The sequence below is a fragment of the Brachybacterium sp. EE-P12 genome (genome assembly GCF_003711805.1).
Taxonomy (GTDB): Bacteria; Actinomycetota; Actinomycetes; order Actinomycetales; family Dermabacteraceae; genus Brachybacterium.
This window is the reverse complement of record NZ_QXCP01000012.1, coordinates 294,895-310,428: the sequence shown is the minus strand read 5'-3', so window position 1 is coordinate 310,428 and position 15,534 is coordinate 294,895. Positions and strand designations below refer to the sequence as shown.

Genomic DNA, 15,534 nt, shown 5'->3' with positions numbered 1-15,534 from the left:
GGATGACCGCACCGTCGAGCCCCGACGCCGCCGAGGCCGCCGCCCGTGCCCCGAGGGCCCGCCGGCACGACCCGGACCGCCGCGACCGCATCATCGACGCCTGCCTCGAGGTGATCGCCGAGCGCGGCGTCGCCGGCACCTCCCACCGCCGGATCGCCGCCGCGGCCGACGTGCCGCTCGGCTCGATGACCTACCACTTCTCCGGCATGGACGAGCTGCTGCACGAGGCGTTCACCCGCTTCGCGGACGAGTCGGCCGTCCGGGTCGAGGCCCGCACCGCCTCCGCCGCCACGCTCGAGGAGGCGCTCGCCGGCTTCGAGGCGAACATCGACGAGGACGTCTTCGGCACCGATCGCGAGCTGGTCCTCGCCCTCGAGCTCTACACCCTCGCCGCCCGTCGGCCCGAGTTCCGAGAGATCACCAGCGCCTGGATGGCCCGCACCCGGGCATGTCTCGAGCCCTTCGTCGACGAGGAGACCGCAGTGCTGCTGGACGCCCTGAACGAGGGGCTCGTGATCCAGAAGGCCCTGCACCTGCAGGCGCCCAGGCCGCACCTGGCCCGGGAGGGCGTGGCCCGCATCGCCGCCGCGGCGATCGAGCGAGCGCGCGGGGAGCGCTGAGGCGACGCGGGCTCCTCCGCAGCGGCGACGTGACGTCGGTCTCGTCGATGCATGGGGAGACAGGCGGATGCATGTTCACTCACCGAACGTCCCGTGACCGCCACGGAGGGTGCGCGTACTCTGGGCCCGCTCCGCCCTCCGTCACCGAGGGCCCCGCCGAACAGGGCCCCCGGGCCCCTGAAAGGACTGCGATGCTCGACTCGACGCTCCAGGCCACGTACGACCAGGTTCTCCGCCGTAACGCCGGCGAGCCCGAGTTCCACCAGGCAGTGCGGGAGGTGTTCGAGTCCCTCGAGGTCGTCCAGTCCCGGCACCCCGAATACCAGGACCATGGGATCCTCATGCGCCTGTGCGAGCCCGAGCGCCAGATCATCTTCCGGGTCCCCTGGGTCGACGACCAGGGCACGGTCCAGGTCAACCGTGGCTTCCGCGTCGAGTACAACTCCGCCCTCGGCCCCTACAAGGGAGGCCTGCGCTTCCATCCGAGCGTCAACCTCGGCATCGTGAAGTTCCTCGGCTTCGAGCAGATCTTCAAGAACTCCCTGACCGGCCTGCCCATCGGCGGCGGCAAGGGCGGCTCCGACTTCGACCCGCACGGCCGCAGCGACGGCGAGGTCATGCGCTTCTGCCAGTCCTTCATGACCGAGCTGCACCGCCACATGGGCGAGTACACCGACGTCCCCGCCGGCGACATCGGCGTGGGCGCCCGCGAGATCGGCTACCTCTTCGGCCAGTACAAGCGCCTCACCAACCGCTACGAGGCCGGCGTGCTCACCGGCAAGGGCCTGGACTGGGGCGGCTCGCTCGTGCGCAAGGAGGCCACCGGCTACGGTGCGGCCATCTTCGCCGACGAGATGCTCAAGGCTCGCGGCAAGGACTTCGAGGGCCGCCGCGTCGCGGTCTCCGGCTCCGGCAACGTCGCGCTCTACGCGATCGAGAAGGCCCGCCAGCTCGGCGGCATCCCCGTGACCGCCTCCGACTCCTCCGGATACGTCGTCGACGACAACGGCATCGACCTCGACCTGCTCCAGCAGATCAAGGAGGTCGAGCGCGGCCGCATCCACGAGTACGCGGACCGCCGCGGCGAGGGCGCCCGCTTCGTCAAGGGCGGCAGCGTCTGGGATGTCCCGGCAGAGATCGCGATCCCCAGCGCCACCCAGAACGAGCTCGACGGCACCGCCGCCCGCACCCTGGTCAAGAACGGCGTGCTCGCCGTCTCCGAGGGCGCGAACATGCCCTGCACCCCCGAGGCGGTGGGCGTGTTCCGCGAGGCCGACGTCGCCTACGGCCCCGGCAAGGCCGCGAACGCCGGCGGCGTCGCGACCAGCGCGCTCGAGATGCAGCAGAACGCGAGCCGCGATGCGTGGAGCTTCTCCCACACCGAGGAGCGCCTCACTCAGATCATGAAGAACATCCACACCACCTGCCTCGAGACCGCCGAGGACATGGGGCGCCCCGGCGATTACGTCGTCGGCGCCAACGTCGCCGGCTTCCGCAAGGTGGCCGATGCGATGATCGCCTTCGGCGTCATCTGAGCCGAGCCCGCTCCGGCCACGACGCCCGTCCCGCATCCCGCGGGGCGGGCGTCGTCGTGCGGGGTGCCTCCCGGCTCCATGCTGTCGGCCCCTCATGGCCGCCGTGACTCAGGTCACCGCTCTCCAATTGCGAAAGATTCTCATTCGCTGATAGCTTCCTGGCATGCACCTGATGAGAAGCATTGTCATGAAGCGACGAGCTGTCGCTCTCCTCGGCGCGGGCGTGCTCGCCCTGGCCGCCTGCGGCTCCGGCTCCGACCGGGGAGCCTCCGACGCGGGAGGTGTCGAGGGCGACGGGACCGGCGCCGCCGAGGCCCCGTCGTCCGATCGCACCGAGGTCGGCGCGCTCAGCCCCCGGATCGTCCTGGCCCATGAGGGCGGCGTGGTCACCCTCGACTCGGCCGACGGCGCCGTGCTGGACGAGACCGACCTCGAGGGCTATGTCCGGTTGAATCCCGCCGGAGACGGCCGCCACGTCGCGGTCAGCGCCTCCGACGCCGTGACCATGTACGACACCGGCCTGCTCGCCCAGGGCCACGGCGACCACTTCCACTACTACGTCCAGGACCCCGCGCTCACCGACCTCTCCGTCGAGGCACCGCACCCCGGCCACGTCGTCCCCCACGGCGACCGCACCGCGATCTTCGCCGACGGGACCGGAGCGATCACCCTGATCGATCCCTCCGCGCTCGGCGACGGCGAGCTCGACGTGCTCGAGGAGACCTCGACCGAGGATCCGCATCACGGGGTCGCGGTGCCGCTGTCCGACGGTGGGCTGCTGACCACGCAGGGCACCGAGGACTCCCGCAGCACCGTCCAGGTCCTCGACGCCGACGGCAAGGTCACCGCCGAGACCGACGACTGCCCCGGCGTGCACGGCGAGGCCGCCGCTCAGCCCACCGAGTCCGGCGACGTCGTCTCCCTGGGCTGCGAGAACGGCTCGGTGATCTACCGCGACGGCGAATTCCACAAGGTCGCGATCGACGGCGACTACCAGCGCTCCGGCAACCAGAAGGGCCACGAGGACTCTCCGATCGTGCTCGCGGACCACAAGGTCGAGGCCGAGCCGGAGGGCGGCATCGAGCGCCCCACCGAGATCGCGCTCATCGACACCCGCGACGACACCCAGCAGCTCGTCGACCTCGGCTCCCCGTACTGGTTCCGCAGCCTCGACCGCGGCCCCGACGGCGAAGCGCTCGTGCTCACCTACGACGGCGAGCTGAACATCCTCGACCCGGAGAGCGGCGAGATCCTCCACGAGGTGCCCGTGACCGGTGAGTGGGAGGAGGGCGAGAACTGGCAGGAGGCCGGTCCGATGCTCTCGGTCGCCGACGGCACCGCCTTCGTCGTGGATCCCGAGGCGAAGAAGCTCACCATGGTCGACGTCGCCAGCGGCGAGGTCTACCGCACCCTGGACTTGCCCGTCGTCCCGCACGAGATCCAGGTGACCACCGGCACCGCCTCCGGCGAGTACGAGATCGCGCCCGGCGCGGACGAGTCCGAGGGGGACCACGAGGGCCACGACCACGGTGAAGAGGACGGCCACGACCACGAGGGCGAGGAGGGCCACGACCACGGCGCGAGCGACGAGGGCGGCGCCGAGGACTCCCACGAGGGCCACGACCACTGAGCCGGCCCGGGTCCCCTGACCCGGAGCCCCCACCGAGTGTCCGGATCCACCTCACCATCGAGTGCTGCATCTCGACCGCTACGACTCAGCTGTAGCGGTCCAGATGCAGCACTCGATGTCTGGGGGGCCGTGGGTCGGTGCGTCGGTGTTCGGCGGCCGGGGCCGGACTGCCGGCCGACGCGGATCAGGCGCGGCGGCCGGTCCTCGCGAGCACGCGGGTCTGCGCGTCGGCCCCGGCGGGGACGTCCACGGGCGCTCCGAAGATGCCGGGGGCGTAGGCATGCTCCCCCCAGCCGTCCACCGCGGCGTCGACGAGCGTGAGCTCGGCCTCGGAGAGCCGGGCCTCGCGCCCCTGGGACCTCGCCAGGTCCCAGCGGTGGACGATCAGGTCGAAGCCGTAGAAGTCCAGCAGCACGTCGCCGACGGTCGTCGGCCCGAAGGCCCCGTCGTGAGGGCGGGCGGCCACCGCGGAGTCGGCCAGGAGCGACTGGACGACGGCGAGGTGGGCGGCCCAGCGTGCGGCCGGGTCCCCGCCCGCCTCGACGGTCTCCTCCGCGGCGAGGTCCACGCGGGTCAGGAATTCCCGCTCGGTGTCGATGACGTGGGTGAGCACGTCCCGGGCGGTCCAGCCCTCGCAGGGGCTCGGCGCGTCCCAATCCTCGATCGCCTCCACCTCTGCGGTGAAGGGCGCGGAACGCTCGCGCCAGCGGGCCGCGACCTCGGGGGCGGCGGGTCGTGCAGTGGAACTCATGTCTCCTCCTCGGGACCCCGCTTCGGACCTCCCGGGCGGGCGAGGTCGACGCTACTGAGCCCCCGAAGGCCCGTCTTGTGGATTCCCGACACCGTCTCCCCGGCGCCGGAGCCCGACTACTGTGCGGGCATGGTCCCTCGCGCGTCGGACGACATCGAGCGGGCGCACCTGCGCGACCCGGCCGACCGCACCTTCGCGATCGCCCGTCGGCTCCCGCCCGCGTCGCTCCGCCCCTGGCTGCGTCGCTACTGGATCCCCGTCTGGGACGTGCCGGAAGGCGAGCGGGCCGAGCAGCGCGTGCTGCAGTACCCCGTCTGCCTCGCGATCACGACCCCCGCCTACTCACGGTTCGTCGGACCGAATCCCGGGCTCTCCAGGACCGTGCTCGAAGGACGCGCCTGGGGATTCGGCGTCATGTTCGCCCCGGCGGCGGGGGCGGTGCTGCATGGGGGAGAGATGCGCGAGCTGACCGGCCGTCATCGTGACCTCGAGGACGTCGCGATGCTCGCAGGGCTCACCGCGCCGCTGCGGAGGCTGATGGAGGAGGGGCCCGCCGAGGACGAGGTCCACGCGGCGTGCTGCGCGCTCGTGGAGGAGCGCATCGCCCGGCTCGGCCCGCCTGGGGAAGAGGATCTCCTGGTCAACACGCTGATCGAGGAGGTCGAGAACGACCCGACGCTCTGCGAGGTCGGGGAGCTGGGCGGCCGGGTCGGGCTCGGGGAGCGCGCGCTGCAGCGGCTCACCGCACGGCGCCTCGGCCTCACGCCCGCGTGGCTGATCCGTCGGCGGCGCTTGCACGAGGCGGCCGACGGGCTGCGCGGCGACGAGGACCTCGCCGCGCTCGCCGCCCGGCTCGGCTACGCCGACCAGTCCCACTTCACGCATGACGTGCGCACTGCCACCGGGTCGACGCCGGGGCAGCTCGCCCGGCGATGGCGCGCGCAGTGAGACGTGGCAGTCCAGGCAAGGTGGTCGGAGGCGTCCCCCGCCCCCATCTCACCATCGAGTGCTGCATCTCGACCGCTATGACTCAGCCATAGCGGTCCAGATGCAGCACTCGATGTCTGTGGGCTGGTGGGCCGGTGGACGCCCGGGCTCAGAACCCGAGCTCGTCCGCCCGGTCGATGATCGCCTCGGCGGTGGCGATGGCCTGGTCCACGTAGGCCTCGCCGAACAGGTGCACATGCGCGAGCAGTCCGAAGAAGAGGTGCGCGGGCAGGTCCTGCTCCCAGTCGCCCGGCAGCGGATGCTCCTCCGTGTAGCCCTCGAAGATCTCCTCGAGATGCGGGGCCTCGAACAGGGAGAGCATCGCGAGGTCCTCGAGGCGGTGGCCGCCGTGCGCGGACGGGTCGATGAGCACCGCCCCGTCGGCCGTCCACATCAGGTTCCCCGCCCACAGGTCGCCGTGCACGCGAGAGGGCGCCTCGGTGCCCTGGCCGCTGACGCCGTCGAAGGCGCCGTCGGCGATCACGTCGATGGCCTCGTCGACGGTGTCGTGCCCGTCGGCCCCGAGGGTGCGGGTGACCTTGTCGGCCAGGGGGCGCAGGCGCTCCTCGGCCCAGTACCTCGAGAACTCCTCCTCCGTCTGCGTCGAGACGGGGAAGGGGTTCTCGAGCGGGCCGAAGAAGGCGGGATCAGCCGGTGACCAGCCGAAATCGGGGGCGCCCGCGTCGTGCAGGCGGGCCAGGCCCCGGCCCAGCTCGCGGGCCGCCTCGGGGGTGGGGGCGACGGGCTCGAGCCGCTCCAGGCGCAGCCGGTCCCTGCCCTCCTCGAGCACCTCGACCACGGGGACCGCGCCCGGCTCGGCGAGCCAGCGCAGCCCCGCCGCCTCGGCCGCGGCATAGCCCTTGGGGGCGTTCGGTGCGTTCTTCACGAAGTCGCTCATGGGCCCACCGTAAGCAGAGGTCGCCCGGATCGCGCCACTGCGCAGGCCGGCGATGTGGTGGGGAGGACAGCCGCAGTGTCCGGCGCGGGCCGGCGTCCGGGGTCAGCCCCCGATCCCGAGCTCCTCGGCGAGGGTGTCGCGCAGCAGCGGCAGGACCCGGCGGTGGGAGGCGCGGGTCGCCGCCCGCGAGGCGACGTGCACGAGCATCGCGGTGCGCTCGTAGGCGGTCCAGGCCCTCATCCGCTCCCGCAGCGCGCCGACGTCGGCGACCGCGGCCGGCACCTCGCCGAGCTCCCCGCGCGCACCTACGTACTCCTCGACGAACCGCGTCACCTGCTCCTCCTCGAGCGGGACGTACCAGGGGCCGCCGTGCACGCGCCCGCCGATGATCGCGAGGTCCCGGGCGGGGTCGTCGCCCTGCGCCCACTCGAAGTCGATGTACTGCACGCACGGGGACCCGGTGGCGGGATCCGCGCCGTCCCACAGGATGTTCGTCGAGCAGAGGTCCCCGTGGCAGAGGCAGAAGGCGTCGAGGGAGGCGATCTGGTCCTCGATCCCGGCGACCCGCGCGAGCGCCGCCTCGAGGAACGGCTCGAGGCCGTGCTCGGCCAGGAGGGCGCCGTGGCGGGAGCGCCAGGCCTCGACCTCCGCCTCGACCTCGGCCAGCAGGTGCTGCGGGCCGACGGGCACCGCCGACCACGGCTCCTGCCCGAAGCTCACCGGGCCCCTCCCCGGGGCGGGGACGGCATGCAGACGGGCGAGCAGGCGTGCGTGGGAGCGCAGGTGCGCGCCGGTCCAGGCCTCCGGCGCGGCGGCGACCCCCGGCACGTCGGTCGTCACGACGTACGGGTGGCCCAGCGGGCTCGTCGTCGCCTCGTCGTGCACGGCGACGGGGGAGGGGCCGGTCCCCGGCGGGATCAGGGTCAGCGCGGCGATCTCATGGGCGAGGTCCTGGTGCAGCTCCTCCGGGGCGACATGGGCGATCCGCACGATCACCGGGGCGTTCTCCTGCGGCGTGAGGCGCCAGGCGGCGAAGCGCTCGCCGACCCCGGCCAGGGACGCGCGCGCCCGGCCGGAGAGCGAGGCGGGGAGCGCGGAGCGGTGCAGGCCGGGCAGGCGCAGCGGGGCCTCGTCGTCCCGGAGGGGCAGCACGAGCGCCCCCCGACGCCATGCCTCGAGGATCCGCTCGCCCATCGCGGGGGAGGCGGGGTCCAGGAGCGTCGGCGCCGACGAGTCCGGCCGCGCCGGTGCATCGGGGTGCGGCTCCGGGGCCATGGCAGCTCCTCTCCGAGTCCTCTGCGAGGATGCCCCGATCCTATCGACGCTGACCGCCGCGGATATGATGGGCCGGCCCGTGCCCGCCGTCCGAAGGAGTCCGCCACGATGGAGCTCGTCCTGCTCGCGATCGCCGTCGGCGTCGGGGTGGGGATCGTGGTGGGGGCGCTCGGCGCGGGCGGCGGGATCCTCGCGGTGCCGGTGCTGGTGTTCCTGCTGGGCATGCCGCCGCACGCCGCGACCGCCTCGAGCCTCGTGATCGTGCTGATCACGGCGGTGGCGAGCCTGCCCCATCACGCCCGGCAGCGGAACGTGGAATGGCGGGCGGGGCTCGTGTTCGCCGCCGTGTCGGTCCTGGGGGCGGTGATCGCGTCGCGGATCTCGGCCCTGGTCCCGGCGGACGCCCTGCTCACCCTGTTCGGGATCATGCTGGTCCTCGTCGCGGCGGCGATGCTGCGCCGCGGGCTGCGCACCCGTCGCACGGAGGACGCGGAGGCCGCCGCGCTCGGCACCGCTCCGCTCGCCGACGACGCCGCGCCGATCGCCTCCCACGACGACCCGGTGCTGGACCAGCCCGGCCCCGACACGGTCGAGACGGCCGACGGGATCCAGCACCATCACGGAGAGCCCGAGCTGCCGCTCTCCCCGGCGCCGCCGCCCTCCCCGCGGCTCGGGTTCGTGATCGCAGCGGCCTCGCTCACCGGCTTCCTCACCGGGTTCTTCGGCGTGGGCGGCGGGTTCATCGTCGTGCCGATGCTGGTGATCGCCCTGGGGCTCGCGATGCGCCGCGCCTCCGGCACCAGCCTGCTGGTCATGATCATCGCGACCGCCGCGAGCCTCCTCGCCCGCGTCGGCACCGAGGTGCAGATCGACTGGGCGACCACGCTGATCTTCGCGGCCGGCTCCGCGGCCGGCGGCATCATCGGCGGGCCGCTGTCGGCGAAGGCGCGCCCCTCGACCCTCACGCTCCTGTTCGCGGCCCTCCTCGCCGGAGTCGCGGCGGTGACCCTCGTCGAGACGCTGCTGCTGTGAACGGTCCCGAGCACACACCGCGCCATGACAGGATCGCCGCATGCTGAGCGCGATCCTTGCCGTCGGATGCTGGTGGTGGTTCCGCCGTCTGTGGGAGAGGGAGCCGCGTCGGCTGCGCGCCGCAGCGCTCGCGCTGCTGGCCGGCTGGTTCGCCCTCTCCGTCACGGTCGAGGCGGTCACGTACTTCCTGCCCGGCGCCGGGCTGCTGGTGCTCGTGGTCCTCGCCCTGCTGCCGCTGTCCGTGTTCGTGCTGGCGGCGATGCTGGTGCGCAACGGCCTGCGGATGGTGCGCCGGGAGGGACGCTCCCTCGGCAACTCCCTCTCGCTGCTGGCCGGGATCGCGCTGTTCGTGCTGCCGGTGGTCGCCGTGCTGCTGGTGCTCAGCCAGGAGCCTGTGGCCTGGGCGGCGGCGCTGCTGATCCTGTGGGGATCGGCGCAGCTCGGCGTGCAGTTCGCGATCTTCTACACGTTCACCGCGCTCTACGAGCGGCGCCCGCCCCGCCCCGATCCGGACGCCGTCGTCGTGCTCGGCTCCGGACTGATCCGCGGGAAGGTGCCGCCGCTGCTGCGCAGCCGGCTGGACCGCGGCCGACAGATGGCCGAGACGACCGCCGCGAGCACCCTGCCCCTGCTCATCACCAGCGGCGGCAAGGGGCCCGACGAGCCGCGTTCCGAGGGCGAGGCGATGGCGGAGTACCTGGTCGAGTCCGGGTACGCCCGCGGGGAGGTGCTCGCCGAGACCCGCTCGCGCAGCACCGAGCAGAACCTGCGCTTCAGCCGCGCCCTGGCCGATGAGCGGCCCGACGCCAGGGGCCGGCAGCTGCTCGTGGTGACCAACGGGTATCACGTCCCGCGCACCGCGCTGCTCTCCCGCAGGATCGGGGTGGACGCGGACGTGGCGGGTGCCCCGACCGCCCGCTACTTCGTGCCCAGCGCCTACATCCGGGAGTTCATCGCGGTGCTGCGCATGCACACCGTGCTCAACGTCGTGCTCGCGACGACCGGGCTCGCGCTCGCCGTCCTCCTCGGCGCAGTGCTGATCGGGTAGCCGCAGAGGCGGGCACCGGCGGCGTGGTGCCGCGCCGCCCGGGTGCCGCGCGGCGGCGGGGGCTCAGGCCGACGCGCCGGTCACGGTCCGCACCGCCTCGTCGATCAGCCGCGCGGCCGAACGCGCCGTGCGGCCGTCGACGTCGAGGCGCGGGTTCAGCTCGACCACGTCCAGCAGCGCGAGCTTCCCGCTGCCCGCGGCGGCGCGCACCGCCGCGGCGATCAGCGGCAGCGGCACCCCGTGGGCGGCGGGCGCAGAGACCCCTGGCGCGACCGCGGCCGGCAGCACGTCGAGGTCGATCGTCAGGTAGAGCACGTCCAGCTCGGCGACGAACTCCTCCACGAAGCGGGAGACCCCCTCGGCCCCCGCGGCGAGGCACTGCTCGTCGGTCCACCACCGCACGCCCAGCTCCCGTGCCCTCGCGAAGAGCGCGCCCGTGTTCGAGGTCTCGGCGATCCCCAGCACCGCATAGCGCAGATCCCGCCCCGCGGCGCGCTCCGCCTCGGCCATCTGCGCGAAGGGCGTGCCCGAGGTGGGGCGCGGCTCGCGGCGCAGGTCGAAGTGCGCATCGAGGTTCAGCACGCCCCAGCGCTGCCCGGCGCGGGGACCGAATCCGGAGCCCACCAGCCCCAGATAGGAGGACCAGGCGGTCTCGTGACCGCCGCCGAGCACCACGGTCAGGCGGGACCCGGCCCGGTCCAGGCCGTGGGAGGTCAGCGCCGCGGCGGCGGCCTGCCCCGCCTCGAGGTCCTCCCCGACGGTCTCCGCGTCGCCGAGATCGTGCAGCTGGACCTCGCCGCTCGCGAGCACGCCGTGCAGGGCGAGAGGCGCCAGCGCCCGGCGCAGCGCCGCGGGACCCTCCGCCGCGCCGACGCGCCCGCGGTTGCGGCGCACGCCCTCCTCGGAGCGGAAGCCGAGCAGGGCGACGTGGTCCGCCGCCGGGTCCGGGGCGCCGGAGGAGGAGACTGCGTCGACCGGTGACCCGTCCGGCGACGGCGCCTCGACCACCTGCACGGCCTGATGCCAGCGGGCGTGCTCGGGGCCGTCGCCGTCGTGCCGGCCGCTCCAGGGGGACGCAGGGGTGGGGGAGGTCGTCATCGATGGCTCCTCATCGCCTCGTCAGGGGGGGGTAGGTTCGCCCCATCATGGCACCGTGCCGGAGCACGGGACCCGCGACGAGGAGTCACGATGCACGCAGCGACCGACCGGGCCAGACCGAGGAGCGCCGCCGTCTCGGCACGAGCGACCACGCGGTCGAGGACGCCCTGGTCCAGGAGTTCGAGAACACCGTCACCGAGGGCGCGAACCGGCTGAACCGCACCTGGAGGGCGCTGGTGGTCACCGGGCTCTTCGGCGGGATCGACGTGGGCCTGGGCCTGCTGGCGATGCTCGCGGTGATCGACGCGACCGGGTCGGAGCTGCTGGGCGGGCTCGCCTTCGGCGTCGGCCTGTACGCGCTGCGGCTGGCGCACTCGGAGCTGTTCACCGAGGAGTTCCTGGTCCCGATCAACGCCATCGTGGCCGGACACGGCACCTGGTGGCAGCTGCTGCGGCTGTGGGGCGTGACGCTGGTGACCAACCTCGCCGGCGGCTGGGCGCTGACCTGGCTGGTCGTCGCCGCCTTCCCGCGCTTCGAGGACGTGCTGCTGGAGTCGACCGCGCAGTACATGGAGCCCGGCCTGAACCTCGAGACGGCCTCCCTGGCGATCCTCGCCGGCTTCACGATCACGCTGGTGACGCGGATGAGCCAGGGCTCCAGCGAGGGTATCGCCACGCTCGCCAACTCGCTCATCTCCGGCCTGCTGGTGGTGGGGCTGGGCATGTTCCACGGCGCGCTGAGCTCCGCGGTGATCTTCGCGGCCATGCACGCCGGCGCCGAGACCACCTACCTCGAGTGGCTGATCTGGTGCGCGTGGGTGATCCCGCTGAACATGGTCGGAGGCCTGGTGATCCTCACCCTGCCGCGGCTCGTGCGCACCTGGGAGCTGGTGCAGGCCGAGCGGGAGGCGCAGCGCTCACGGTCGGCCGGCGGGGCGGACGAGGTGGTGTCGGCCCCGATCAGATGAGTGCCGGCTGCTGCGCACCGACCGCCGGCCCGGAGCGCTGACGTCCGCGCCGGTCGGTGGCATGCTTCGCCCATGCCTTCCCCGAAAGTCCCGGCGGCCGACGCGACGCTGCGCCTGCTGACCTTCCTCGCCTCGCGCCGCGCGCCGGTCGCCGCCGCCTGCATCGCCGAGGAGCTGGACCTGCCGCGTTCACGCACCTACGATCTGCTCGCGACCCTCGTCGGGCACGGCTACGTGATGCACCTGGAGCAGGAGCGGCTCTACGGGCTCGGCCCGTCGGCCCATGAGCTCTCCGGTGCCTACCTGCGCCAGGAGCCTCTGGCGCGGATCGGCCGCCGCGTCATCGAGGCGATGGTCGACGAGGTGGGGGAGAGCGGCCACCTCGCGGTGCTCCACGGCCGGGACGTGCTGTACGTGGTCGAGGAGCGCGCCCGGAACCGGCCGAGCCTGGTCACCGACGTCGGCGTGCGGATCCCCGCCCACCTGACCGCGAGCGGCCGCGCGATCCTCGCCCACCTGCCTGCCCCTCAGCTCCGCGCCCTCTACGGCACCGCCGCCGACTTCTCCGCCCGCACCGACGCTCCCGGCCCCGCCACCCCGAAGGCGCTGCGGGAGGTGCTGACCGCCGTGCGCGCAGAGGGGGTCGCGAGAGAATCCGGGGAGGTCAGCGACGAGATGGGTTCGGTCGCCGCCGTGGTGCGCGACCACGCCGGATGGCCCGCCGCCGCCGTGGCGCTGACCTTCGTCGAGGCCCGCGTCGGCTCCGCCGAGCGCAAGCGCTTCGCCACCTCCGTGCGCCGCGGCGCGGAGGAGATCACACGGCGACTCGGCGGGCGGGCGGAGACGGTGGGGACGTCCCTGACCGGAAGGTGACCGGGCGCCCGCCGGGCCGTAGCGTGCGGGCATGGACTTCGTGACGATGAGCGACGGCGCCCGCCTGGCGACGTGGACCGACCCGGGGCCGGCCGACGCGCCGGCGGTGATCCTGGTCCACGGCGGCCCGGGGCTCTGGGACTACCTCGCCCCGCTCGCCGGCCTGCTGGCGGACCGCGCGACCGTGCACCACTACGACCAGCGGCGCTGCGGGCACTCGACCGGTCCCGACGGCAGCGGCGGGGCACCTCGAGCCCCCGGCGGCCTGCCCGCCGACCTCACCATCGCGCGCTTCGTCGAGGACATCGAGGAGCTGCGCCGGGCCTTCGGGCACGAGCGGGTCGCCCTCGTCGGCCACTCCTTCGGGGCGACCCTCGCCCTCGCGCACGCCGGCACCCATCCCGACCGAGTCTCTGCCCTCGGGTACGTGGACGGGGTGGGGGTGGGCGACTGGCGCACCCCGTACCGTGCCGAGCGGGCGCGCCGCCTCGCGCCCTGGGCGGAGCGCTTCGCGGCGCTGGACGGACGGGAGCGCACCGCCGCGGAGGAGGTGGAGTGGCGACGTCTGAGCTGGGCGACGGACTACGCCGATCCCCGGTCCGGCTACGACCTCGCCGAACCGATGGCGACCTCTCCGCACGCGATCGCCCACCAGGTCAATCGGGCGCTGATGCGCTTCGACGACATGGATCAGATCACCTGGGCGACCGCGGTCCGCTGCCCGATCACGTTCCTCCACGGCATGCAGGACCCCCGCCCCGTCGGTCCCGTGGTCTCGCTGGCCGCCCATGCCCGAGCTCCCCGCAAGAGGGTCGTCCCCGAGGCAGGGCACCTGCCGTGGGTCGAGCAGCCCGAGCGGGTCCGGGAGATCCTCGCGGAGATCGTGGCCACCGCGAGCGCGCGGAGCTGACGAGCGGCTCCCGGCGTCCGGTATCCCGGACATCACTCCGGTCCCGACTCTCGACCCGGCCCTGTGGCGGTGATGTCCTGTGGGGAATCGCGAGACGCCACTCGACGAAGGAGCCGACGATGACACTCCCCGGAGCCCGCCCCGTCCGTGCCCCGCGCGGCACCGACCTCAGCGCGAAGTCCTGGCAGACAGAGGCGCCGCTGCGCATGCTCATGAACAACCTCGACCCCGAGGTCGCAGAGCGGCCCGACGACCTCGTCGTCTACGGCGGCACCGGCCGCGCCGCCCGCTCCTGGGAGGCCTTCGACGCGATCGTCGAGACACTGCGCGACCTCGAGGACGACGAGACCCTGCTGGTCCAGTCCGGCAAGCCCGTCGGCGTGCTGCGCACCGACGAGTGGGCGCCGCGGGTGCTGCTGGCGAACTCGAACCTCGTCGGCGACTGGGCGACCTGGCCCGAGTTCCGCCGGCTCGAGGCCGAGGGGCTCACGATGTACGGCCAGATGACCGCCGGGTCGTGGATCTACATCGCCACCCAGGGCATCCTCCAGGGCACCTTCGAGACCTTCGCGGCCGTCGCGAGGAAGCGCTTCGGCGGCACCCTCGCCGGCACGATCACCCTGACCGGCGGCTGCGGCGGCATGGGCGGCGCGCAGCCTTTGGCCGTCACGCTCAACGACGGGGTGTGCCTGATCGTCGACGTGGACCGCACCCGCCTCGAGCGCCGTGTCGCCAAGCGCTATCTCGACGAGATCGCGGGCGACCTCGAGGACGCGATCGCCCGCGCGAACGCCGCCGAGGCCGAGAGGCGCGGTCTGTCGATCGGCATCGTCGGCAACGCGGCGGAGGTCTTCCCCGCCCTGCTCGAGCGCCACCGCGCCGGTGACCTGCACATCGACGTGGTCACCGACCAGACCTCGGCCCACGACCCGCTGAGCTACCTGCCCACCGAGATCGCCGTCGAGGACTGGCGGCGGGAGGCCGACGCCGACGCGGAGGGATTCACCGAGAAGGCCCGCGAGGCGATGGCCCGGCAGGTGCGCGCCATGGTCGAGTTCCAGGACGCGGGCGCCGAGGTGTTCGACTACGGCAACTCGATCCGCGACGAGGCCCGCCACGCCGGGTACGAGCGCGCCTTCGCCTTCCCCGGCTTCGTCCCCGCCTACATCCGGCCCCTGTTCTGCGAGGGCCTCGGCCCCTTCCGCTGGGTCGCCCTCTCCGGTGATCCCGAGGACATCGCCGTCACCGACGCGGCGCTGAAGGAGCTCTTCCCCCAGGACGAGCACCTCCACCGCTGGCTCGACGCCGCCGGGGAGCACGTCGAGTTCGAGGGGCTGCCCGCCCGCATCTGCTGGCTCGGCTACGGCGAGCGGCACCAGGCCGGGATGCTCTTCAACGACCTGGTGCGCGACGGGAAGGTCACAGCCCCGATCGTCATCGGCCGCGACCACCTCGACTCCGGCTCCGTCGCCTCTCCCTACCGCGAGACGGAGGGCATGCTCGACGGCTCCGACGCGATCGCCGACTGGCCGCTGCTGAACGCCCTGACCGCCGCCGGCTCCGGCGCCACCTGGGTCTCCCTCCACCACGGCGGCGGCGTCGGCATCGGCCGCTCGATCCATGCAGGCCAGGTGGGACTGGCTGACGGCACCGAGCTCGCCCGCCGCAAGCTCGAGCGCCTGCTGACCAACGACCCCGCCACGGGCGTGATCCGACACGTCGACGCCGGCTACTCCCGCGCCGACCAGGTCGCCCACGAGCGCGGCGTGCGCATCCCGATGCCCCCGGTGCGTCGGGACTGATCCCCCTCCCGGTGCGGCCCGCGCGTCGGCGGCGCACCGGGCCCGCCCCGCCCGGCGGGACCGACCGCGCCCGTCCCCGCCCGACCTCGACCGCCCGCCCCGTCACC

General features: G+C 73.6%; 14 protein-coding genes. 10 read left to right on the top strand and 4 right to left on the bottom strand.

The annotated features are described in order from the left end of the window. Window positions 1-2: 2 nt before the first annotated feature. The 3 genes from D1648_RS17275 to D1648_RS17265 all read left to right on the top strand — a co-directional run bounded on the left by D1648_RS17275 (window position 3) and on the right by D1648_RS17265 (window position 3,785). Window positions 3-620, top strand: a complete 618-nt coding sequence (locus tag D1648_RS17275; protein WP_122943825.1) for a TetR/AcrR family transcriptional regulator — start codon at window positions 3-5, stop codon at window positions 618-620. 191 nt (window positions 621-811) lie between these two features. Beyond that, the gene (gene gdhA, locus D1648_RS17270) at window positions 812-2,155 is read left to right on the top strand and encodes an NADP-specific glutamate dehydrogenase (protein WP_122943824.1); all 1,344 of its coding nucleotides are present in this window, start codon (window positions 812-814) and stop codon (window positions 2,153-2,155) included. A 187-nt stretch (window positions 2,156-2,342) separates the two neighbouring features. Further along, window positions 2,343-3,785 carry a hypothetical protein gene (locus D1648_RS17265; protein WP_122943823.1) on the top strand — a complete coding sequence of 481 codons (1,443 nt, stop codon included), beginning with the start codon at window positions 2,343-2,345 and terminating at the stop codon, window positions 3,783-3,785. Window positions 3,786-3,969: 184 nt separating this feature from the next. Here the strand turns inward: D1648_RS17265 and D1648_RS17260 are convergent, their stop codons facing one another. Then, window positions 3,970-4,536: a TIGR03086 family metal-binding protein gene (locus D1648_RS17260; protein ID WP_122943822.1), complete on the bottom strand. Its 567-nt coding sequence runs from the start codon at window positions 4,534-4,536 to the stop codon at window positions 3,970-3,972. A gap of 129 nt (window positions 4,537-4,665) precedes the next feature. On the opposite strand from D1648_RS17260, the gene D1648_RS17255 reads away from it, so the two are divergent. Beyond that, window positions 4,666-5,484, top strand: a complete 819-nt coding sequence (locus tag D1648_RS17255; RefSeq protein ID WP_122943821.1) for a helix-turn-helix domain-containing protein — start codon at window positions 4,666-4,668, stop codon at window positions 5,482-5,484. A 148-nt stretch (window positions 5,485-5,632) separates the two neighbouring features. Here the strand turns inward: D1648_RS17255 and D1648_RS17250 are convergent, their stop codons facing one another. Beyond that, the gene (locus D1648_RS17250; RefSeq protein ID WP_122943820.1) at window positions 5,633-6,421 is read right to left on the bottom strand and encodes a fructosamine kinase family protein; all 789 of its coding nucleotides are present in this window, start codon (window positions 6,419-6,421) and stop codon (window positions 5,633-5,635) included. Window positions 6,422-6,523: 102 nt separating this feature from the next. Then, complete coding sequence (locus tag D1648_RS17245; RefSeq protein WP_122943819.1) at window positions 6,524-7,696, bottom strand: phosphotransferase family protein; 1,173 nt, start codon at window positions 7,694-7,696, stop codon at window positions 6,524-6,526. A gap of 108 nt (window positions 7,697-7,804) precedes the next feature. On the opposite strand from D1648_RS17245, the gene D1648_RS17240 reads away from it, so the two are divergent. Next, entirely contained in the window at window positions 7,805-8,728 is a 924-nt protein-coding gene (locus tag D1648_RS17240; RefSeq protein WP_122943818.1) for a sulfite exporter TauE/SafE family protein, read from the top strand. A 40-nt stretch (window positions 8,729-8,768) separates the two neighbouring features. Next, the gene (locus tag D1648_RS17235) at window positions 8,769-9,776 is read left to right on the top strand and encodes a YdcF family protein (protein WP_122943817.1); all 1,008 of its coding nucleotides are present in this window, start codon (window positions 8,769-8,771) and stop codon (window positions 9,774-9,776) included. Between the two features lie 63 nt (window positions 9,777-9,839). Here D1648_RS17235 and hutG read toward each other — a convergent pair whose 3' ends face one another. Further along, window positions 9,840-10,874, bottom strand: a complete 1,035-nt coding sequence (gene hutG / locus D1648_RS17230; RefSeq protein ID WP_122943816.1) for a formimidoylglutamase — start codon at window positions 10,872-10,874, stop codon at window positions 9,840-9,842. 47 nt (window positions 10,875-10,921) lie between these two features. Here hutG and D1648_RS17225 point away from each other — a divergent pair, with 47 nt between their 5' ends. The 4 genes from D1648_RS17225 (at window position 10,922) to hutU (ending at window position 15,427) form a co-directional block, all read left to right on the top strand. Then, window positions 10,922-11,842, top strand: a complete 921-nt coding sequence (locus tag D1648_RS17225) for a formate/nitrite transporter family protein (protein ID WP_122943815.1) — start codon at window positions 10,922-10,924, stop codon at window positions 11,840-11,842. 72 nt (window positions 11,843-11,914) lie between these two features. After that, complete coding sequence (locus tag D1648_RS17220) at window positions 11,915-12,715, top strand: IclR family transcriptional regulator (protein ID WP_122943814.1); 801 nt, start codon at window positions 11,915-11,917, stop codon at window positions 12,713-12,715. 31 nt (window positions 12,716-12,746) lie between these two features. Beyond that, complete coding sequence (locus D1648_RS17215; protein WP_122943813.1) at window positions 12,747-13,625, top strand: alpha/beta fold hydrolase; 879 nt, start codon at window positions 12,747-12,749, stop codon at window positions 13,623-13,625. Between the two features lie 119 nt (window positions 13,626-13,744). Next, window positions 13,745-15,427 (top strand): urocanate hydratase, encoded by a 1,683-nt coding sequence (gene hutU / locus D1648_RS17210; RefSeq protein ID WP_122943812.1) that lies wholly within the window; start codon window positions 13,745-13,747, stop codon window positions 15,425-15,427. Window positions 15,428-15,534: the final 107 nt, after the last annotated feature.